This window comes from Streptomyces sp. NRRL S-37 (assembly GCF_000721605.1).
GTDB lineage: Bacteria > Actinomycetota > Actinomycetes > Streptomycetales > Streptomycetaceae > Streptomyces.
In genome coordinates, this window is sequence record NZ_JOIZ01000016.1 from 42,022 (window position 1) to 60,234 (window position 18,213).

At 73.2% G+C, this 18,213-nt stretch carries 20 protein-coding genes; 11 read left to right on the forward strand and 9 right to left on the reverse strand.

What is annotated here, in order from left to right:
* Positions 1-48 precede the first annotated feature (48 nt).
* The gene (locus IH50_RS0122725; protein WP_030865277.1) at positions 49-1,242 is read left to right on the forward strand and encodes an FAD-dependent monooxygenase; all 1,194 of its coding nucleotides are present in this window, start codon (positions 49-51) and stop codon (positions 1,240-1,242) included.
* Between the two features lie 13 nt (positions 1,243-1,255).
* A complete protein-coding gene (locus tag IH50_RS0122730) occupies positions 1,256-2,161 on the forward strand; it encodes a Gfo/Idh/MocA family protein (RefSeq protein ID WP_030865280.1) in 906 nt (301 codons plus the stop codon).
* Here the strand turns inward: IH50_RS0122730 and lnt are convergent.
* Both lnt and IH50_RS0122740 read right to left on the reverse strand, forming a co-directional pair.
* Positions 2,085-3,650 (reverse strand): apolipoprotein N-acyltransferase, encoded by a 1,566-nt coding sequence (lnt, locus tag IH50_RS0122735; RefSeq protein ID WP_030865284.1) that lies wholly within the window; start codon positions 3,648-3,650, stop codon positions 2,085-2,087. The two genes, IH50_RS0122730 and lnt, sit on opposite strands and share 77 nt — an antisense overlap.
* Positions 3,651-3,720: 70 nt before the next feature.
* Positions 3,721-4,206 carry a nuclear transport factor 2 family protein gene (locus IH50_RS0122740; protein ID WP_030865285.1) on the reverse strand — a complete coding sequence of 162 codons (486 nt, stop codon included), beginning with the start codon at positions 4,204-4,206 and terminating at the stop codon, positions 3,721-3,723.
* Between the two features lie 93 nt (positions 4,207-4,299).
* Here IH50_RS0122740 and IH50_RS0122745 point away from each other — a divergent pair, with 93 nt between their 5' ends.
* Together IH50_RS0122745 and IH50_RS0122750 are read left to right on the forward strand one after the other, a co-directional pair.
* Positions 4,300-4,911, forward strand: a complete 612-nt coding sequence (locus IH50_RS0122745) for a DUF4291 domain-containing protein (protein WP_030865288.1) — start codon at positions 4,300-4,302, stop codon at positions 4,909-4,911.
* Between the two features lie 45 nt (positions 4,912-4,956).
* Positions 4,957-5,697 (forward strand): SDR family NAD(P)-dependent oxidoreductase, encoded by a 741-nt coding sequence (locus tag IH50_RS0122750; protein ID WP_030865290.1) that lies wholly within the window; start codon positions 4,957-4,959, stop codon positions 5,695-5,697.
* Positions 5,698-5,715: 18 nt separating this feature from the next.
* Here IH50_RS0122750 and IH50_RS0122755 read toward each other — a convergent pair whose 3' ends face one another.
* From IH50_RS0122755 to IH50_RS0122765, 3 genes are all read right to left on the reverse strand, one after another.
* On the reverse strand, positions 5,716-5,895 hold the full coding sequence (locus IH50_RS0122755; RefSeq protein ID WP_030865293.1) for a hypothetical protein: 180 nt from the start codon (positions 5,893-5,895) through the stop codon (positions 5,716-5,718).
* A gap of 136 nt (positions 5,896-6,031) precedes the next feature.
* Positions 6,032-6,907 (reverse strand): undecaprenyl-diphosphate phosphatase, encoded by an 876-nt coding sequence (locus IH50_RS0122760; RefSeq protein ID WP_030865296.1) that lies wholly within the window; start codon positions 6,905-6,907, stop codon positions 6,032-6,034.
* Positions 6,908-7,073: 166 nt separating this feature from the next.
* The gene (locus IH50_RS0122765; RefSeq protein ID WP_030865299.1) at positions 7,074-7,544 is read right to left on the reverse strand and encodes a winged helix-turn-helix transcriptional regulator; all 471 of its coding nucleotides are present in this window, start codon (positions 7,542-7,544) and stop codon (positions 7,074-7,076) included.
* Positions 7,545-7,676: 132 nt separating this feature from the next.
* Between IH50_RS0122765 and IH50_RS0122770 the strand changes: the two genes are divergently transcribed.
* Positions 7,677-8,846, forward strand: a complete 1,170-nt coding sequence (locus tag IH50_RS0122770; RefSeq protein WP_030865302.1) for a thiolase family protein — start codon at positions 7,677-7,679, stop codon at positions 8,844-8,846.
* Between the two features lie 16 nt (positions 8,847-8,862).
* Here IH50_RS0122770 and IH50_RS0122775 read toward each other — a convergent pair whose 3' ends face one another.
* A complete protein-coding gene (locus tag IH50_RS0122775) occupies positions 8,863-9,636 on the reverse strand; it encodes a TVP38/TMEM64 family protein (RefSeq protein ID WP_030865305.1) in 774 nt (257 codons plus the stop codon).
* 49 nt (positions 9,637-9,685) lie between these two features.
* On the opposite strand from IH50_RS0122775, the gene IH50_RS0122780 reads away from it, so the two are divergent.
* The 3 genes from IH50_RS0122780 (at position 9,686) to IH50_RS0122795 (ending at position 12,807) form a co-directional block, all read left to right on the forward strand.
* Entirely contained in the window at positions 9,686-10,414 is a 729-nt protein-coding gene (locus tag IH50_RS0122780) for a DNA alkylation repair protein (protein WP_030865309.1), read from the forward strand.
* A 302-nt stretch (positions 10,415-10,716) separates the two neighbouring features.
* Positions 10,717-11,886 (forward strand): elongation factor Tu, encoded by a 1,170-nt coding sequence (gene tuf / locus IH50_RS0122790; RefSeq protein ID WP_030865311.1) that lies wholly within the window; start codon positions 10,717-10,719, stop codon positions 11,884-11,886.
* 75 nt (positions 11,887-11,961) lie between these two features.
* Positions 11,962-12,807 carry a spermidine synthase gene (locus IH50_RS0122795; RefSeq protein ID WP_030865314.1) on the forward strand — a complete coding sequence of 282 codons (846 nt, stop codon included), beginning with the start codon at positions 11,962-11,964 and terminating at the stop codon, positions 12,805-12,807.
* Between the two features lie 108 nt (positions 12,808-12,915).
* Here IH50_RS0122795 and IH50_RS0122800 read toward each other — a convergent pair whose 3' ends face one another.
* Positions 12,916-14,214 (reverse strand): MFS transporter, encoded by a 1,299-nt coding sequence (locus tag IH50_RS0122800; protein WP_030865317.1) that lies wholly within the window; start codon positions 14,212-14,214, stop codon positions 12,916-12,918.
* Between the two features lie 60 nt (positions 14,215-14,274).
* Positions 14,275-15,297: a hypothetical protein gene (locus IH50_RS0122805; RefSeq protein WP_030865320.1), complete on the reverse strand. Its 1,023-nt coding sequence runs from the start codon at positions 15,295-15,297 to the stop codon at positions 14,275-14,277.
* Positions 15,298-15,431: 134 nt separating this feature from the next.
* On the opposite strand from IH50_RS0122805, the gene IH50_RS0122810 reads away from it, so the two are divergent.
* Both IH50_RS0122810 and IH50_RS0122815 read left to right on the forward strand, forming a co-directional pair.
* Positions 15,432-15,869, forward strand: a complete 438-nt coding sequence (locus IH50_RS0122810; RefSeq protein ID WP_030865323.1) for a DUF4442 domain-containing protein — start codon at positions 15,432-15,434, stop codon at positions 15,867-15,869.
* Positions 15,870-15,953: 84 nt separating this feature from the next.
* A complete protein-coding gene (locus IH50_RS0122815) occupies positions 15,954-16,583 on the forward strand; it encodes a DedA family protein (protein ID WP_030865325.1) in 630 nt (209 codons plus the stop codon).
* Positions 16,584-16,673: 90 nt separating this feature from the next.
* On the opposite strand, the gene IH50_RS0122820 is transcribed toward IH50_RS0122815, so the two are convergent.
* Positions 16,674-17,204, reverse strand: a complete 531-nt coding sequence (locus IH50_RS0122820; RefSeq protein WP_030865328.1) for a gamma carbonic anhydrase family protein — start codon at positions 17,202-17,204, stop codon at positions 16,674-16,676.
* Positions 17,205-17,319: 115 nt separating this feature from the next.
* Between IH50_RS0122820 and IH50_RS0122825 the strand changes: the two genes are divergently transcribed.
* On the forward strand, positions 17,320-18,117 hold the full coding sequence (locus tag IH50_RS0122825) for an acyltransferase (RefSeq protein ID WP_030865331.1): 798 nt from the start codon (positions 17,320-17,322) through the stop codon (positions 18,115-18,117).
* Positions 18,118-18,213: the final 96 nt, after the last annotated feature.

Here is an 18,213-nt window from a genome sequence, read left to right on the forward strand (position 1 = left end):
TCCTGCGTTCACTACAGATGTAGTTCAGGTGGGGTGCGAGGAGGAGTCATGGCGCGGACCGAACGGGCGGTCGTCATCGGCGGAGGGATCGGCGGCCTGACCGCGGCGGCCGCCCTGCACCAGTGCGGTGTGCGGGTGACGGTGCTGGAGCGGGCCGGCTCGCTGGAACCGGTCGGCGCGGCCATCTCCCTGGCCCCCAACGCGCTGCGCGGCCTCGACGTCATCGGCCTCGGCGACGACATCCGCGCCCTGTCCGTCTGGCAGGGCGACGGAGGGCTGCGCGCGCCGGGCGGACGGTGGCTGTCCCGTACCAGCGCCGCCGCGGCGGCCGAGCGCTTCGGCGGCCCCCTCGTCCTGCTGCACCGCGCCACCCTCGTCGGCCGCCTGGCCGCACTGCTCCCGCCGGACGCCGTCCGCACGGCCACCGACGCCCGCCTCCTCGACCCCGGTGTCCCCGGCGACTCCGGCCGGCCGGCCCGCGTCGGCACCCCCGACGGCGAACTGGAGGCCGACCTCGTGGTGGCGGCCGACGGCATCCACTCCGCCGTACGCCGCGTGCTGTTCCCCGGCCACCCCGGGCCCGTGTACGCCGGGTTCACCACCTGGCGGATGGTGATCCCGCTGCCCGGCGTGGAGTTCGCCTCCCACGAGACCTGGGGCCGGGGCCGCATCTGGGGCACGCATCCGCTCAAGGACGGCCGGATCTACGCCTACGCCGCCGCCGTGGCCCCTGCCGAAGAGCACGCCCCCGACGACGAGCGGGCCGAACTGCTGCGGCTCTACGACGACTGGCACACCCCGATCCCCGAGGTACTGGCCGCCACCCGCCCCGAGGACGTACTCCGTCACGACGTCCACCACATCGCCGAGCCGCTGCCCGCCCACCACCACGGCCGGGTGGCCCTGGTCGGCGACGCCGCGCACGCCATGCCGCCGACCCTCGGCCAGGGCGGCAACCAGGCCATCGAGGACGCGATCACCCTCGCCCACCACGCCGGTGACCTGCCCGCCTACACCGCGACCCGGCTGCCCCGCACCACCAGGATCGCCCGCCGGGCCGTGCGGGTGGCCCGCTTCAACCTGATGACCGACCGCGTCGGCATCGCCGTACGCGACCGGGCGGTCGCCGCGCTGTCCAAGACCGGACCGGCCCTGCTCCTGCGCGGCTTCGACTCGATCGCCGGCTGGCGGCCGCCGCAGCAGCCGTATGCTTCGCAGCACAGCACGCAAGGCAAGGGCTAGAGGAGAACACACGGTGAAGGTCGGCTGCATCGGACTCGGTGACATCGCGCAGAAGGCCTACCTCCCGGTGCTCGCCCACCAGCCCGGAGTGGAACTGCACCTGCAGACCCGCACCCCCGCGACCCTCGACCGGGTCGCCGACGGCCTCCACCTCCCGCCCGCGCGGCGCCACGCGGACCTCGGCTCCCTGATCGCCCAGGACCTCGACGCGGCCTTCGTGCACGCGCCCACCGAGGTCCACCCCGAGATCGTGACCCGGCTCCTGGAGGCGGGTGTGCCGACGTACGTCGACAAGCCGCTCGCCTACGAACTCGCCGATTCCGAGCGGCTGGTGGCGCTCGCCGAGGAACGGGGCACGAGCCTCGCCGTCGGCTTCAACCGGCGCTTCGCCCCCGGCTACGTCCAGTGCGCCGACCACCCGCGCGAGCTGATCCTGATGCAGAAGAACCGCGTCGGACTGCCCGAGGACCCCCGCACGATGATCCTCGACGACTTCATCCACGTCGTCGACACCCTGCGCTTCCTGGTGCCCGGCACGGTCGACGACGTGACCGTGCGCGCCCGCACCGAGGACGGGCTGCTGCACCACGTGGTGCTCCAGCTCTCCGGGGACGGCTTCACCGCGCTCGGCGTGATGAACCGGCTCAGCGGCTCGGCCGAGGAGATCCTCGAGGTCTCCGGGCAGGACACCAAGCGTCAGGTGGTCAACCTCGCCGAGGTGATCGACCACAAGGGACAGCCCACCGTGCGCCGGCGCGGCGACTGGGTGCCGGTGTCGCGGCAGCGCGGCATCGAGCAGGCGGTGCTCGCCTTCCTGGACGCGGTCCGCGCGGGCGAGGTGCTCAGCGCCCGGGACGCGCTGGCGACCCATGAGCTGTGCGAGCGGGTGGTGCGAGCGGTCCACGAGCGCCCCGCCTGACCCGCGGCACCTCGGTGACGCCCCAGACCACGAGGATCACGGGGGCCCCGTACAGCGCCCAGTCGCCGAAGCGGACGTAGGGCGTGGTGCCGTGGGCCAGGGGAACCTCGTACACCCGCGCGGCGGCGGTGTCCGTGCCGAGCCGCGCGCCGACGCGCTCCCCGCTCGGCCCGTACACCGCGGAGACGCCCGTCAGGGTCGCGTGCACCATCGGGCGGCCGGTCTCGGCGGCCCGCAGCGCGCCGAGCGAGGCGTGCTGCGCGGGCGCCCAGCTCTGCTGGAACGTCGACGTGGAGGACTGGGCGAGCAGCACCTCGGCGCCGTCCTCGGCGAGATGCCGGCTCATGTCGGGGAACGCGGACTCGAAGCACACCATCGGGCCGATCCGCAGCCCGCTCCCCGCGTCCATCACCACCTGCTCGGAGCCCTGCCGGCGGTCCTCGCCGGCCGCCTCGCCGACGGAGGTCGCCCAGCCCAGCAGGGAACGGGCCGGGACGTACTCGCCGAACGGGACCAGCCGCATCTTGTCGTACCGGTCGCCGGTCGGGCCGTCCGGGCCGATCAGCACCGAGCTCTTGTAGATACCGGGCTTGTCCGACCGCCGGGCGTCCACGTTGACCAGGAGTCCGGCGCCCGTGTCGCGGGACAGCGCGGCCAGCCGCCGCGCGAGGTCGGGCCGGTCCCCGAGGTCGAAGCCGACGCTGCTCTCGCCCCAGACGACCAGGTCCACGTCCTGCCCGGCGAGCTCGCGCGTGAGCCGTTCCTCGCGGTCGAAGCGGCGGTCCGCGCTGCCGGGCCCGGCGACGACGCCCGGCTGCACGAGCGCGATCCGCACCCGGTCGTCGGTGCCGGGCCGGGGCGCGAGGACCCAGGCGGCGGAAGCGGCGGCGGCCGCGGCGACGAGCCCGGCCAGGGCGGGCACCCGGGCCCGCCGGACCGCGACCAGCACGGCCACGGCGACGTTCAGGACCACCACCAGGAAGCTGAGCAGCCACACTCCTCCGACCGACGCCAGCCGCAGCGCGGCCCCCACCTGCCACTGGCTCGCACCGAGCACGCCCCAGGGACCACCGAGCCCCTGCCAGGAGCGGACAAGTTCGATCACCAGCCACCCCGACGGCACCACGACGAGCGCGGCCGCGACCCGCCCGCGCGACGGCACCCCGCCGAGCAGCCGCCGCACCAGCCACCCCCACGGCGCCCACAACGCGCCCAGCAGGGCGGCGATGACGAACGTGAACACGTGCAGATTCGGCAGCAGCCAGTGGTGCATGGCCAGCATGAAGCCGAACCCGCCCCACCAGCCGTCGAGGGCCGCCCGTTTTCCCGTGGGAGCGGTACGGGCCAGCAGCACCCACGGGACCAGGGCGACGTAGGCGAACCACCACAGGGACGGGGCGGGAAAGGCCAGGACGGGCAGGGCACCCACGAGCGCGGCGACGGCCGAGCGCCGCCAGGGGGAGGTGAGCCAGTGGCCGAGCGTCTTCATAGGCGGCTCCCTACCCCGTGGTGCCTCCAGTGTGCGTCCCCCTGGTGATCCGGGACAGCGCACGCCGGGGTCAGCCGGTCACAGGAGCCGTCCGCCGGTCGGACGGGCGGCGCCACTTCTCCCGTACGACCACCTCGCTCAGCCGCCAGCCGTCGTCCGTGCGCAGCATCGCGAAGGCGCACCGGCCGCCGCACACGAAGTCCGGAGCGGCGAGGGCGCCGTCCTGCCCGGCGCGGCCCATCGGATTGACGTAGTCGGCCTGCACCTGGGCCGTGTCGCCGGTGTCCTGCTCCCAGACCCCGAACCGCACCCGCCGGTTGACGATCAGGTGCTGCCGCACGGGGAAGCCCCCAAGACGGTCCGCCAGCCATCCGGCCACCGCCCGGGCGCTGCCCTCGATGCCGCCGGCCGAGCGGTAGTCCGCCCGCCCGTCCGGGGTGAACAGCCCCCGGTACGCCTCCCAGTCACCGTCGTCCACGGCCACCGCGTACTCGGTGACGAGCCCGTCCACGGCCAGCCGGTCCCGCACGGTCGCGAGCTCCACACGCTGCGTCATCGGCTCAGTGTTGGCCATGGCACGTGCGCAGCCAAGGGGCGTGCGCGGATATTCGCTGGCCTTCGCCCTGTCGCGCGGCCGAGGCTGTACGCCGTGAACGATCAGCAGACCGCACAGCACCCGAAGTTCGAGGTGCGCGCCCGCCACACCGGGTCCACCCTCACCGTCTACCAGGCCTACCGCCCGAAAATAGGCCACGCGGCGGCACGCCACGGCCGCTTCCCGGCGTCGTGGAGCAGGGAGCGCATGACGTGGATCAAGCCGTCGTTCCTGTGGATGATGTACCGCTGCGGGTGGGGCACGAAGAAGGACCAGGAGACCGTGCTGGCCGTGGAGATCAGCCGGGAGGGTTTCGTGTGGGCGCTGCGGAACGCGTGTTTGTCGCACTACGTGCCCGCCCTGCACGGTGACGGCGGCACCTGGAAGCGGGAGCTGCGGATGGCGCCCGCGCGGGTGCAGTGGGACCCGGAGCGGGATCTGCGTCTCGACCCGTTGCCGTACCGCTCGCTCCAGCTGGGGCTCGCCGGGGAGGCGGCCGCGCGGTACGCGGACGAGTGGATCGTGGGCATCGAGGACGTGACACCGCTCGCCGCCGAGCTCCGCGCCCTGGTGCGGGAGGGGGAGCTCGGCCGTGCGGCCGGGCTGCTGCCCGAGGAGCGCCCATACCCCCTCGACGACGAGGTGCTCGCGCATCTGCGAGCCTGAGGATCCTCGTCCCGCGATCTTCGCGCTCTTCGCCTGGAGGTACTCATGAAGCGTCTCGTCACGGTGGTCACCGGCGGCAGCCGGGGAATCGGTGCCGCGACCTGTCTGCGGCTCGCGGCGGAGGGGCACGACGTGGCGGTGAACTACGTCCGGGACGCCGCGGCCGCCGAGGACGTGGCGGAGAGGGTGCGGGCGGCCGGGGTGCGGGCCGTGACCGTGCGCGCGGACACGTCCGTCGAGGCGGACGCCGACCGTCTCTTCGAGGTGGCGGAGCGGGAACTCGGGCCGCTGACGGGACTGGTGAACAACGCGGCGGTGACGGGGCCGCTGGGGCGGTTCACCGAGGTCGGGACGGACGTCCTGCGACGGGTCGTCGACGTCAACCTCATCGGCACGCTGCTGTGCTCACGGCGGGCGGCGCAGCTCATGACGCCCCGGGGTGAGGGCGTGATCGTGAACATCTCCTCGGGGGCCGCCACCCTGGGCAGTCCCGGCGAGTACGTCCACTACGCGGCGACCAAGGCCGCCGTCGACGCCCTCACCCTCGGTCTGGCCAAGGAGCTGGGTCCGGACGGCGTCCGCGTCAACGCGGTCGCGCCGGGACTGATCGACACGGAGATGCACGCCGCGATGGGGGCTCCGGACCGTGTCCGGGAGATGGCCGGGAGCATCCCGCTGCGGCGGGCGGGACAGGCCGAGGAGATCGCGGCGGCCGTGGCGTGGCTGATGTCGCCGGAGGCCTCGTACACCACGGGGACGGTGCTGCGAGTGGCGGGCGGGCGCTGAGCCGCGGCGCGGGGAGGGTCAGGCCGCCTTGACGACGCGGCCGCGGATCGCCGCCGCCCACTCGACCACCAGCAGTTCGTACTGCTCGCGTTCCTGGGCGGACAGGGACCCGCCCGCGCGCAGCCAGAGCGCGCGGATCTGCTCGTTGATTTCGGCGGCGGACCGCACGGAACCAGGGGTCACTAAATCGGGGGACATGCGGACAAGCCTAGGGCCAGGGACTGACAGTGCGCTACCGGACGGCTACGCGCACCGTATGTCTTCGGTCACGTGCCCGAGTCACGTTTCCGCCGGGGCACCGTTCCCGACGGGGAGGTGCGGGCCCCGTCGCGGCTCAGCCCGCCGACTCCGCCGCGTGCGGGCTGAGGGTGCCCATGGCGACCAGCACGATGATGACGATGCCGAGCGCGATGCGGTACCAGACGAAGGGCATGAAGCTCTTGGTCGAGATGAACTTCATGAACCAGGCGATCACCGCGTACCCGACGGCGAAGGCGATCACCGTCGCGAAGAGCGTCGGACCCCAGGAGACGTGCCCGCCCTCCGCGGCGTCCTTCAGTTCGAACGCGCCGGAGGCCAGCACCGCGGGGACGGCGAGGAGGAAGGAGTAGCGGGCCGCGGCCTCGCGCCGGTAGCCCATGAACAGACCGCCGCTGATGGTGGCGCCGGAGCGGGAGACGCCCGGGATGAGGGCCATGGCCTGGCAGACGCCGTAGATCAGACCGTCCTTGACGCTCAGGTCCTTCAGTTCCTTGCGCTCCTTGGCCACGCGGTGCCGGCCGCCGCTCTCGCTCCGTGCCGCGAGGCGGTCGGCGACGCCGAGCACGATGCCCATGCCGATCAGCATCGCCGCGGTGAGCCGCAGATCGCGGAACGGGCCCTCGATCTGGTCCTTGAGCGTCACCCCGAGCACACCGATCGGGATCGAGCCGACGATGACGAGCCAGCCCATGCGCGCGTCCTGGTCGCGGCGCATCTCCTTGTTCGTCAGCGAGCGGGTCCAGGCCGACAGGATCCGCCCGATGTCCTTGCGGAAGTAGATCAGGACCGCGGTCTCCGTGCCGATCTGGGTGATCGCGGTGAAGGCCGCGCCCGGGTCCTCCCAGCCGGAGAAGGCCGCGGTCAGCCGCAGGTGCGCGCTGGAGGAGACGGGCAGGAACTCGGTCAGCCCCTGGACGAGTCCGAGGATGAGTGATTCGAACCAAGACATGAGGTAGCGGAGTCCAAGTGCCGATCGTGGGACGGGCGACGGCGCACCGCACCGCCGTGAGCGGTGATCGATGATCGGGCGCGCCGAGGGGGAAGCGTAGCGCCCCAAGATGAACAGTCCCGCCACAGGGGCTCCACGGCCCCTCCCTCGGTGGAGAGCCGGCGGTTCAGGCCGCCGTGGGGCCGCTCACCGTCCACCCCGGCGCCTGCGGGTGCGAGGTCAGGTCCTCGTGACGCGCCTCGTCGCCGCAGGCCCGGCAGGTGACGACCGGGACGAACTCGTTGCCGCAGGCGTGCTCGAGCACCATGGGCAGGTCGCCGTCCTGGTGCAGATGGCGGTCGCCCCACTCCTTGAGGGTCAGCAGGACGGGCTCCAGTTCCAGCCCCGCCCGGGTGGGCCGGTACTCGAAGCGCTGCGGGCGCTCACTGTAGGGGTGCTTGACCAGGATCCCGGCGTCGACCAGCCGCCGCAGCCGGGTGGCCAGGATGTCGCGCGGAGCGCCGATGTTGCGCACCAGCTGGTCGAAGCGGCCGTTGCCCAGGCACACCTCGCGCAGAACCAGCAGGGAGTACTTCTCGCCGACCAGCGCGAGCGTATCGGCGATCGAGCAGGGACGCGGGTCTTTGGAGGCGGCCATACGGCCGAGTCTAGAGGAGGGTTTGCTTTTCCAACTGACAGGGCTATGGTGAGTTCGGATTTCCTACTCACCGGCACTTTCCTACTCACCGGTACGTCGTCCTGAACCGGTCCCGGCCAAGGAGGCCCACCCATGCGTGACGCGGTCGTCGTCGAAGCCGTACGCACCCCCATCGGCAAGGGCAAACCGCAGGGCGCCCTCGCCCATGTCCACCCCGTCGAACTCCTCGCCCACACCCTGCGCGCCCTCGTCGAGCGCTCCGGCGTGGACCCCGCGCTGATCGACGACGTCATCGGCGGCACCGTCGACCAGGTCGGCGAGCAGGCCATGAACACCACCCGCTACGCCGTCCTCTCCGCCGGTCTGCCGGAGTCCGTCCCGGCCACCACCGTGGACCGCCAGTGCGGCTCCTCCCAGCAGGCCGTGCACTTCGCGGCGCAAGGGGTCATGTCCGGTGCGTACGACCTCGCCGTCGCCTGCGGCGTGGAGTCCATGAGCCGGGTGCCGATGTGGTCCAACGTGCCCGCCGGCCAGGACCCCTTCGGTCCCGGAGTCGCCGGGCGCTACCCGGAAGGGCTCGTCCCGCAGGGCATCAGCGCCGAACTCATCGCCGCCAAGTGGTCGATCGGCCGCGAGCGGATGGACGCCTTCGCCGTCTCCTCGCACCGCAAGGCCGCCGCGGCCTGGGACGCCGGACTGTTCGACGCCGAGGTCGCACCGCTCGACGGCGTCACCCGTGACGAGTGCGTACGGCCGGACAGCACCACCGAGACCCTGGCCGGCCTGCGGCCCGCCTACCACGACCCGGTCTTCGCCGAGCGCTTCCCGCAGATCGAGTGGAACGTCACCGCGGGCAACGCCAGCCCCGTCAACGACGGCGCCTCCGCCGTGCTCATCACGTCGAGCGAGACCGCCGCCCGCCTCGGCCTGCGCCCCCTCGCCCGGCTGCACAGCTTCGCCGTCACCGGCTCCGACCCGCTGCTGATGCTCACCGGCGTCGTCCCGGCCACCGAGAAGGTGCTGCGCCGCGCCTCCCTGTCGCTCGACGACATCGACCTGTTCGAGGTCAACGAGGCGTTCTCCAGTGTGGTCCTGGCCTGGCAGCAGGAGACCGGCGTCGATCTGGCCCGGGTCAACGTGCACGGCGGCGCCCTCGCCCTCGGCCACCCGCTCGGCGCCAGCGGCACCCGGCTGACCACGACCCTGGTCCACGCGATGCGCGAACGCGGCGCCCGCTACGCCCTGCAGACCATGTGCGAGGCCGGCGGGCTCGCCAACGCGATGATCCTGGAGCGGGTCTGACGCACCGCCGGCCGGCTCACCGTCCGCGTAGCCGGTGCCGCTTGCGCCACGCCACCACCGCGCCCGCCAGACCCGGTACGGCGATGCAGGCCAGCGCGATCAGGAAGGCCGGGGACGTCGGCGTCGACGCGCGGGCGCCGGCCACCACGTAGGCGGCGGTGTTCGGGACCGACCCGAGCGCCGTCGCCAGCAGGAACGGCAGCAGGCCCATACGGGAGACCGCGGCGCAGTAGTTCGAGGCGGCGAACGGGATGCCCGGGAACAGCCGGGCCGCCAGCATCGAGCGGAAGCCGTGCCGGCTCAGCTGGTCGTCCGCGGCCTTCAGCCAGCGTCCGCGCAGCAGCGGACGGAGCGCCTCCTGGCCGAGGGCCCGCCCCAGGCAGAAGGCCAGCCCGGCGCCCAGCACCGTGCCGCCCAGCGCCGCGCCCAGGCCGAGCTGGGAGCCGAACAGCGCGCCCGCGGCGAGGTTCAGCAACGGGCGCGGCACGAACGCCACCGTGCACACCCCGTAGGCCGCCGCGTACGCCACGACCGCGGCGGCCCCGCCGAGCTGTGCGGGCCAGCCGTCGGTCAGCAGCCGCTGCGGCTCGAACGCGAGCACCAGCGACGCGGCGGTGACGAGGAGCACGACGAGCAGGGACAGCCGTGACCGGGGCGACAGCAGGATTCTGGCGCACCGGGCGGCGAATCCGGTGGCCGTGGCCGGCGGCAGTGGCGCGGCGAGGTTCGTGGCGGTGGCCCGGGGAGAGGCCGTGGCGGTGCCCCCAGAGCGGTTGGTGGCATCGAGCATTCGGTGACACTAACCGACAAATATGTGTGATCGCCGTAGTGTTCGTCTCATGCGCGTCACAGAGGACGGTACGGCGACGCCACGGGTGCCGGGCAGTCCGCTCGCCGACATGGTGCTGGAGCGGCTCACCGCCGCGTACGGGCCGGCGGCGGACCCGGAACGGGCCGTGGCGATGCGCGCCTACATGAAGGACGTCGCCCCCTTCCTCGGCCTGACCACCCCGGTCCGCCGCGCCCTGTCCCGCACGGTCGTGGCCGGGCTGCCCCGCCCCGATGAGGCCGACTGCGCGGCCGTCGCCCTGCGCTGCTGGGAGCTGCCCGAGCGCGAGTACCAGTACTTCGCCGTGGACTACCTGCGCCGTCACGTACGGCACTGCTCCTCGGGCTTCCTACCCGTCGCCCGGCACCTCGTCACCACGGTCCCCTGGTGGGACACCGTCGACCTGCTCGCCGCGCACGTCGTCGGGGCGCTGGTCGCCGCCGACCGGAGCCTGGCCGCCGAGATGGACGAGTGGATCGGCGACGACGACCTGTGGCTCGCCCGCACCGCCCTGCTCCACCAACTGCGGTACAAGGAGCGCACCGACACCGCGCGCCTCTTCGATTACTGCCTGCGCCGGTCGGGCCATCCGGACTTCTTCGTCCGCAAGGCCATCGGCTGGTGCCTGCGCGAGTACGCCAAGACCGACCCCGACGCCGTACGGTCCTTCCTGGCGCGCGAGCAGGGACGGTTCGCTCCGCTGTCGGTACGGGAGGCGATGAAGAACATCGGCGCGTAGGGGCGGCGCGGAAAACCATTCGACGCGGGGCGAGTCGTCGACGATGATCGACGACATGTTCCGGTACGCCTTCCACCTCGCAGCGTCCGCGGTCGCGGATGCCCCGAAGGCTGCCGTTCCCGTCTTCCTCGCCGCAGTCGACGGCGCCCGAAGCTGACCCTCCCCGGATCGTCCGGCGGACCCCCCAGGGGGAGGGTCGGCCAGGTTCCTGGGGTCCCCGTCCCGGCCGCGTGCCGATCCGCCGCGCCCGGGGCCGTCACGCGTCACCACGCGTCATCACCGAGAGGCTTCGAGGTACCGCCATGTCCAAGACGGCGTACGTCCGCACCAAACCGCATCTGAACATCGGCACGATGGGCCATGTCGACCACGGCAAGACCACCCTGACCGCCGCCATCACCAAGGTCCTCGCCGAGCGCGGCTCCGGCCGTTTCGTCCCGTTCGACCGCATCGACCGGGCACCGGAGGAGGCCGCGCGCGGCATCACCATCAACCTCGCGCACGTCGAGTACGAGACCGACACCCGGCACTACGCCCACGTCGACATGCCCGGCCACGCCGACTACGTCAAGAACATGGTCACCGGCGCCGCGCAGCTCGACGGGGCGATCCTCGTCGTCTCCGCGCTCGACGGGATCATGCCGCAGACCGCCGAACACGTGCTGCTCGCCCGGCAGGTGGGCGTCGACCACATCGTCGTGGCGGTCAACAAGGCCGACGCGGGCGACGAGGAGCTGACCGACCTGGTCGAACTGGAGGTCCGCGACCTGCTCTCCGCGCACGGCTACGGCGGCGACTCCGCGCCGGTCGTACGGGTCTCCGGGCTGAAGGCGCTGGAGGGCGACCCGCGTTGGACGGCGTCGATCGACGCGCTGCTCGACGCGGTGGACACCTATGTGCCCGTGCCCGAGCGGTACCTGGACGCGCCGTTCCTGCTGCCGGTGGAGAACGTGCTCACCATCACCGGCCGGGGCACCGTCGTCACCGGCGCGGTGGAGCGCGGCACGGTCCGCGTCGGCGACCGGGTCGAGGTGCTCGGCGCCGGGGCGGAGACCGTGGTGACCGGACTGGAGACCTTCGGCAAGCCCATGGAGGAGGCGCAGGCCGGGGACAACGTGGCGCTGCTGCTGCGCGGGGTGCCGCGCGATGCGGTGCGACGCGGGCACGTGGTGGCCGCGCCGGGCAGCGTGGTGCCGGGCCGGCGCTTCACCGCGCGGGTGTACGTGCTGTCCGCCCGCGAGGGCGGCCGCACGACACCGGTGTCGACCGGGTACCGGCCGCAGTTCTACATCCGCACGGCGGACGTCGTGGGTGACGTCGACCTCGGCGAGGTGGCCGTGGCGCGGCCCGGGGACACGGTCACGATGACCGTCGAACTGGGACGGGACGTGCCCCTGGAGCCCGGGCTCGGCTTCGCCGTCCGCGAGGGCGGCCGCACGGTCGGCGCCGGCACGGTGACGGCGGTCGGTTGAGCGGCGGAACGGCCGCCCGCCCCCGTACAGGGGGGGGCGGGCGGCCGTTCGTACGGGCGACGGCACAATGGGACGGTGAGCGAGCCCATCCCCGTGACCCGCGCCGTCGATCACGGCACCGCCAAACTGATGCCCGACGTCGACCGGGAACGGGCCTGGCTGCTGACCGTCGACGGGGCACCGCAGTCCTACGTCGACCTCGACGAGCCGACGCATCTGGAGTTCGAGTACGCGCGGCGGCTCGGGCACGTCCTCGACACCGCGGGCGAGCCGGGACGCCCCCTGGACGCCCTGCACCTCGGCGGCGGCGCGCTCTCCCTGCCCCGCTATCTGGCCGCCACCCGCCCCGGCTCCCGGCAGCACGTCGTGGAGTCCGACCGGGGACTGCTGGAACTGGTCGCCGAGCACCTGCCCCTCCCCGCCGGCGCCGATGTCACGCTGCACGCGGCGGACGCCCGCGCCTGGCTGGAGACCGCCCCCGACGACAGCGCGGACGTCCTGGTCGCCGACGTCTTCGGCGGCTCACGGGTCCCGGCGCACCTGACCTCCGTCGCCTACGCGCGGGAGGCCGCGCGTGTCCTGCGGCCCGGCGGGGTCTACCTCGCCAACCTCGCGGACGCGGCCCCGTTCGCCTTCCTGCGCTCCCAGCTCGCCACCCTGGGGACGCGGTTCGAGGAGCTGGCGCTGATCGCCGAGCCGGGAGTACTGCGCGGCCGCCGCTTCGGCAACGCGGTCCTGGCCGCCGCCCACCGGCCCCTGGACATCGCCGCCCTGTCCCGCGCCACCGCCGCCGACGCCTTCCCCGCGCGGGTCGAGCACGGCGCGGCCCTGCGGGACTTCACCCGCGGTGCGCGCCCGGTGCACGACGAGGACGCCGTACCGTCCCCCGTGCCCCCGGAGGGGGCGTTCGGCATCGGCTGACGCGGTGTCCGTGCCGGGCACGCCGAGGGGCGTTCGGTGGTGGCCGGTGCGGTGCTCGTGCCGGGTCCGGCGGTGTGGTCCCGTGCGACGTGGCGCGGGGCGCGCCCGTCATCCGGGTCCGCCGACGGGGCGTTCGGCGCCGGCCGACGCGCTGTCGGCGTTCGGGGCCGCGCCGGTGATCCGGAGGGTTCGGCGGCGCAGATTCCGTACGTCCGGGACGCACAGCACCGCCGCCGTGACGACCACGACCAGCGCCGCGCACCCCCACAGCGCCTCCGGGCGGCCGAACGCCGTCTCCGCGGGGCCCGCCAGGGCCATCGCCGCCGGCACCAGCGCGACCGAGCCGAACCAGTCGTACGCCGAGACCCGGGACAGCTTCTCCTCCGGTATCTCCTGGTGCAGCGCGGTCATCCAGGAGACGCCGAACACCTCCAGCGACACACCGGTCACGAACATCACCGCGCACAGCACGGTGACCGGCGCCGGCACGGCGAGCGCGGCGGACGGCAGGGCCAGCGGGAACACGCACAGGGTGCCGGCGAACAGCAGACGGCGCGGCTGCCAGCGGGTCATCAGCAGCGCGCCCGCCACCGTGCCCCCGCCGAAGAAGGCCAGCGCCACACCCCAGGGCCCGGCGCCGCCCAGGTGGTCCCGGGCGACGAGCGGCCCGTAGACCGCGTCGGCCGCGCCGACGACCGCGTTGGCGACGGAGAACTGGACGACGACGCCCCACAGCCAGGGCCGGCCGGTGAACTCCCGCCAGCCCTCCTTGAGATCGGCGAGCATGCCGCCGCCGGGGGCACGCTCCGGTATGTGCCTCACGTCGAGGAACGCCCGCAGCGCGGCGGCGACAGCGAACGCCACCGCGTCCGCCGCCAGCACCCACCCGGGCCCGATCGCGGCGACCATGGCACCGCCCAGCGCGGCACCGCCGAGGGTCGCCCCGTGCGTCGCCATCCGGAACACCGCGAACGCCCGGCCGGCCTCCTCGCCCCGCACCGACGACAGCAGCATGCCCTCGGCGGCCGGGTTGAAGAACGCCTGACCGGTACCGCCGAGTGCGCTGAGCAGCATCATCTGCCACAGCCGCGCCTCGCCCGCCAGCACCAGCGCCGCGAACGCGGCCTGCGAGACGCAGTTCAGGGCGTTGGCCGCGACCATCACCCGGTGCCGCGGCAGCCGGTCCGCGACGGCACCGCCGATCAGCAGGAACAGCACCAGGGGCAGGGTGCGGGCGGCGGCCACCAGACCCACGTCGCCGCCGTCGCCGCCCGAGCCCAGCACGGCGAACGCGGCGGCGATCAGCGCGCCGTGGCTGCCCAGGTTGGTCACCACGGCGGCGGCGGTCAGCAGGGAGTAGTTGCGGCCGGCCCAGGCGGGGCGGCGGCGGATGACGGTGGTCGGCACCCCGTGACTATCGCCGGGCCGCGGCCGACTTGCCAAATGGGCCGCCGCCCTCCCGACCCGCTACGACCCCTGCGGCCCGTCCTCCGTCAGGCGCACCGTGCTGAGGATCTTCTGCACGGTCTCCTCCGGGATCTCGTCCTTGACGCCCTTCGCGCCGTACAGGTTCCAGGTGACGAAGTCCCCGGCGCCGTTCTTGAAGGCGAACGTGATCGCCTTGCCCTCGCTGTCGCACTTGCCGTTCTGCGGCGTGTTCTCCGAGTGCGACGTGGCGACGTGGCCCTTGATGCCCGACGCCGTGGTGTACGCCTTCGGCTTGTCCTGCTTCACACTCTTCTTGTCGGGCTGCGTGTACCCGCCGTAGATCCACCACGGCACGCGGGTCTCGGCCGCCTCCTGGGTGGTCTTGGCGCCGTTCTCACCGCGGGTTCCGGCGGTGGCGAGGGCGGTGTCCTCCTCGCGGCCGTCCTTGTTGTCGTCGCTCGTGCACCACTTGGACTTCAGATACGCGGGAGCGGTGACGGTGGTGCGGTCCATCTCACCGTCCTTCTCCTCCCACTCGAAGCCCACACTGGTGCCGGGCGTCTCGATCTCCCAGTCGGCCGGGACGTCGAACTTGGTGCCGAAGCGGGTGTTGACGACGACCTGCCAGCCCGGAACGGTCGCCTTCTCCCCTTCGCCGCCGCGCGGGTTGTCGTCCGAGGCGGAGGCGCTCGGTTCGGCGGAGGTGTCCTTGGTCGCCGTCGCGGTCGGCTTGGCGCCCTTCTCGCCGTCGGCCTCGTCGTCCTTGTCGCCGCCGAGCACCAGGAACCCCGTGACACCGGCGGCCACGACGACGGCCGTCGCGGCGATGAGCGCCACCAGCTTCGTCCGGTTCTCGCCCCCGCCCTGCGGTGGCTGCGGCCCGCCCACCACGGTCTGCGCGCCCCACCCGGGCTGCTGCTGATACGGGTTCGGCTGCTGATGACCGGGCTGCTGATAGCCGGGCTGCTGATACGGATTCGGCTGTTGGTACCCCGGCTGCTGGTACGGGTTGTTCGACTGCGGGTTCTGCTCGCCCCCGGGCGGCTGCTGTCCTGGCCACATGGGCAGCCACCCTAGCCGCGCCAGGGACACGATTGGGTCACCGCCCTTTGACAGGGACGTAGCAAACCGGATGCCGCGCGGCATGGCGAGTTGAGGCTACTCGTGGGTAACCTGCGGTCATGAGCGCAGACCAGATGTCCATCGGCGAGATGCTCGCCGCCACGGTGCCCATGGCCCGGACCCTCAACCTCCAGTTCCTGGAGACCACACCCGAGCGGGCCGTGGTGGCCCTGCCGGACCAGGCCGACTACCACAACCACGTGGGCGGGCCGCACGCCGGCGCGATGTTCACCCTGGGAGAGTCGGCGAGCGGCGCGATCGTGCTCGCCGCGTTCGGGGACCAGCTCGCGCGGGCCGTACCGCTGGCCGTCAGCGCCGAGATCGCCTACAGGAAGCTGGCGATGGGCCCGGTCACCGCCACCGCGACCCTCGGCCGCCCGGCCGCCGAGGTCGTCGCCGAACTCGACGAGGGCGCGCGCCCCGAGTTCCCGGTCTCGGTCGCCATCCGCCGCGAGGACGGCGCCGTCACCGGCGAGATGACCGTCGTGTGGACCCTGCGCCCCAACGGCTGACCACCGGCACACCGGCGGGGCCGGTAGGCTTCCCGTTCGTGCGCCGGGACCGGCGCACGAACGGCGGACCGGGAGGACAGGGCGTTGCACGTGCAGGAGTGGCTCGAGACCGTACCCGCGGTCGCCGTGTACGCCCTGGTGGGGCTGGTCATCGGACTGGAGAGCCTGGGCATCCCGCTGCCGGGCGAGATCATCCTGGTCTCCTCCGCGCTGCTCGCCTCCCAGCACGGCGACATCGACCCGGTGGTCCTCGGCGCCAGCGCCACCGCCGGCGCGATCATCGGCGACTCCATCGGCTACGCCATCGGCCGCAAGGGCGGCCGGCCACTGCTGGCCTGGCTGGGCGCCAAGTTCCCCCGCCACTTCAGCGAGGGACACATCGCGACCGCCGAGCGCTCCTTCCAGAAGTGGGGCATGTGGGCCGTCTTCTTCGGCCGCTTCGTGGCCCTGCTGCGCATCTTCGCCGGCCCGCTCGCGGGCGTGCTGCGGATGCCGTACTGGAAGTTCCTGATCGCCAACGTCCTCGGCGGCATCGTCTGGGCGGGCGGCACCACCGCCGTCATCTACTACGTGGGCATCGTCGCCGAGTCCTGGCTGAAGCGCTTCTCCTGGCTGGGCCTGGTACTGGCGGTACTGATCGGCGTGACGTCGATGCTGGTCCTGAGGCGCAAGGCGAAGAAGGCGACCCCGGAACCGGTCGTCGCCGCCGAGTAGAAGCGTCCGAAGAGGCGCGGGGCTGTGCCGATGTGCGGCTCCGCGGGCGGGCGCGAGAGGCCCGGTCGGCCCACAGCCCGCCCGCCACCGTCACCCCTCGTGCTGTTCCCGGTGAACCCCGGCCAGCTCCGCGTACATCGTGCCGTTGAGGGTGAGCCCCTCGCGCTCCTCGGGGCTCAGTTCCCGCCGCACCTTCGCCGGCACCCCCGCCACCAGCGACCCCGGCGGCACCCGCATCCCCTGCGGCACCAACGCCTGCGCGGCGACAAGGGACCCCGCGCCGATCACGGCGCCATTGAGCACCGTCGCCCCCATCCCGATCAGGCAGTCGTCCTCGACGGTCGCCCCGTGCACCACGGCGTTGTGCCCGATGGAAACCCGCTCGCCCACGCTGACCGGGAACCCCGGATCGGCGTGCAGCGTGCAGTTGTCCTGCACGTTGCTGCTCGCCCCGACGGAGATCCGCTCCACGTCACCGCGCAGCACCGCCCCGTACCAGACGCTCGCCCCCGCGTGCAGCGTCACATCCCCGATCACCGAGGCCGTGGGCGCCACGAAGACGTCCCCGTCCACCTTCGGCTCCTTGCCCCCGATACCCGTGATCAGCGCGCGGTGCGTCATCGCCTTCTCCTCCACACGACGTCGTCGACACCCCGCACCGTACGCCGGCCCGGTGGGGTGAAGATCACAGGGGCGTGGGCCCGTCCCCGGGGTGCCCGCCGACTACGGTGAGCGGGTGCCGAAGCGCAAGAACACGTTCTCGTCCTGGTCGCGCCGCCTCGCTCAGCGCGCGGTCCACGCGGGCTGGGCCTGGGCGCAGCGCACGGGCTCGGTGACCGCCGAGCATCCCGGCCGCTTCCGCTTCGGGGCGATGGGAACAGGTACCAGGCTCGCCTTCCCGCTCGGCACGGTCTTCGGCGAACCCTGGATCCGGATCGGCGCGCACTGCATCGTCGGCGAGCAGGTCACCCTCACCGCCGGTCTGATGCCCGGCCTCGACCTCGGCCCCGAGCCGATCCTGCGCATCGGCGACGGGGTCGTGCTGGGCCGCGGCAGCCACGTCATCGCCGACACGACGGTCACCATCGGCAGCGACTGCTACTTCGGGCCGTACGTCTACGTCACCTCCACCAACCACTCCTACGACGATCCGCACGAGCCCATCGGCAAGCAGTGGCCGCGGATGGAGCCGGTGGAGATCGGCCCCGGCTGCTGGATCGGCACCGGCGCGGTGATCCTGCCGGGGGCGCGCATCGGACGGAACGTGGTGGTGGCCGCGGGCGCGGTGGTCCGGGGCACGGTGCCCGACCACGCCGTGGTCGCGGGCGCCCCGGCCCGTGTCGTACGCCGCTGGACGCCCGCCGACGGCTGGCAGCCGCCGCTGCGCACCCCGGCGCCCGTACCGATCCCGGAGGGCATCACCCCGGAGCAGTTGCGGGCGCTGTCGGAGCTGGACGAGGAGGACATCGCGCGGCTCGCGGAACCGGCCGAGGAGGACGCGGTCCGGCTCGCCGGGCTGGAACCCGAGGGCTGAGTTGCCCTCACCCGGTCGTGAGCGGCGCCGATTCCGGGCGCGGTACAGGGCGCCGATTCCGGTCGCAGTACAGTGCGACGGACGACCGGGTCCGCC

Bases quoted from the DNA above. Each gene is read 5' to 3' on its own strand.
- IH50_RS0122725 (WP_030865277.1), top strand. From the start codon at position 49: ATGGCGCGGACCGAACGGGCGGTCGTCATCGGCGGAGGGATCGGCGGC.
- lnt (WP_030865284.1), bottom strand. From the start codon at position 3,650: ATGAAGACGCTCGGCCACTGGCTCACCTCCCCCTGGCGGCGCTCGGCC.
- IH50_RS0122740 (WP_030865285.1), bottom strand. From the start codon at position 4,206: ATGACGCAGCGTGTGGAGCTCGCGACCGTGCGGGACCGGCTGGCCGTG.
- IH50_RS0122750 (WP_030865290.1), top strand. From the start codon at position 4,957: ATGAAGCGTCTCGTCACGGTGGTCACCGGCGGCAGCCGGGGAATCGGT.
- IH50_RS0122755 (WP_030865293.1), bottom strand. From the start codon at position 5,895: ATGTCCCCCGATTTAGTGACCCCTGGTTCCGTGCGGTCCGCCGCCGAA.
- IH50_RS0122760 (WP_030865296.1), bottom strand. From the start codon at position 6,907: ATGTCTTGGTTCGAATCACTCATCCTCGGACTCGTCCAGGGGCTGACC.
- IH50_RS0122765 (WP_030865299.1), bottom strand. From the start codon at position 7,544: ATGGCCGCCTCCAAAGACCCGCGTCCCTGCTCGATCGCCGATACGCTC.
- IH50_RS0122770 (WP_030865302.1), top strand. From the start codon at position 7,677: ATGCGTGACGCGGTCGTCGTCGAAGCCGTACGCACCCCCATCGGCAAG.
- IH50_RS0122775 (WP_030865305.1), bottom strand. From the start codon at position 9,636: ATGCTCGATGCCACCAACCGCTCTGGGGGCACCGCCACGGCCTCTCCC.
- IH50_RS0122780 (WP_030865309.1), top strand. From the start codon at position 9,686: ATGCGCGTCACAGAGGACGGTACGGCGACGCCACGGGTGCCGGGCAGT.
- tuf (WP_030865311.1), top strand. From the start codon at position 10,717: ATGTCCAAGACGGCGTACGTCCGCACCAAACCGCATCTGAACATCGGC.
- IH50_RS0122805 (WP_030865320.1), bottom strand. From the start codon at position 15,297: ATGTGGCCAGGACAGCAGCCGCCCGGGGGCGAGCAGAACCCGCAGTCG.
- IH50_RS0122810 (WP_030865323.1), top strand. From the start codon at position 15,432: ATGTCCATCGGCGAGATGCTCGCCGCCACGGTGCCCATGGCCCGGACC.
- IH50_RS0122820 (WP_030865328.1), bottom strand. From the start codon at position 17,204: ATGACGCACCGCGCGCTGATCACGGGTATCGGGGGCAAGGAGCCGAAG.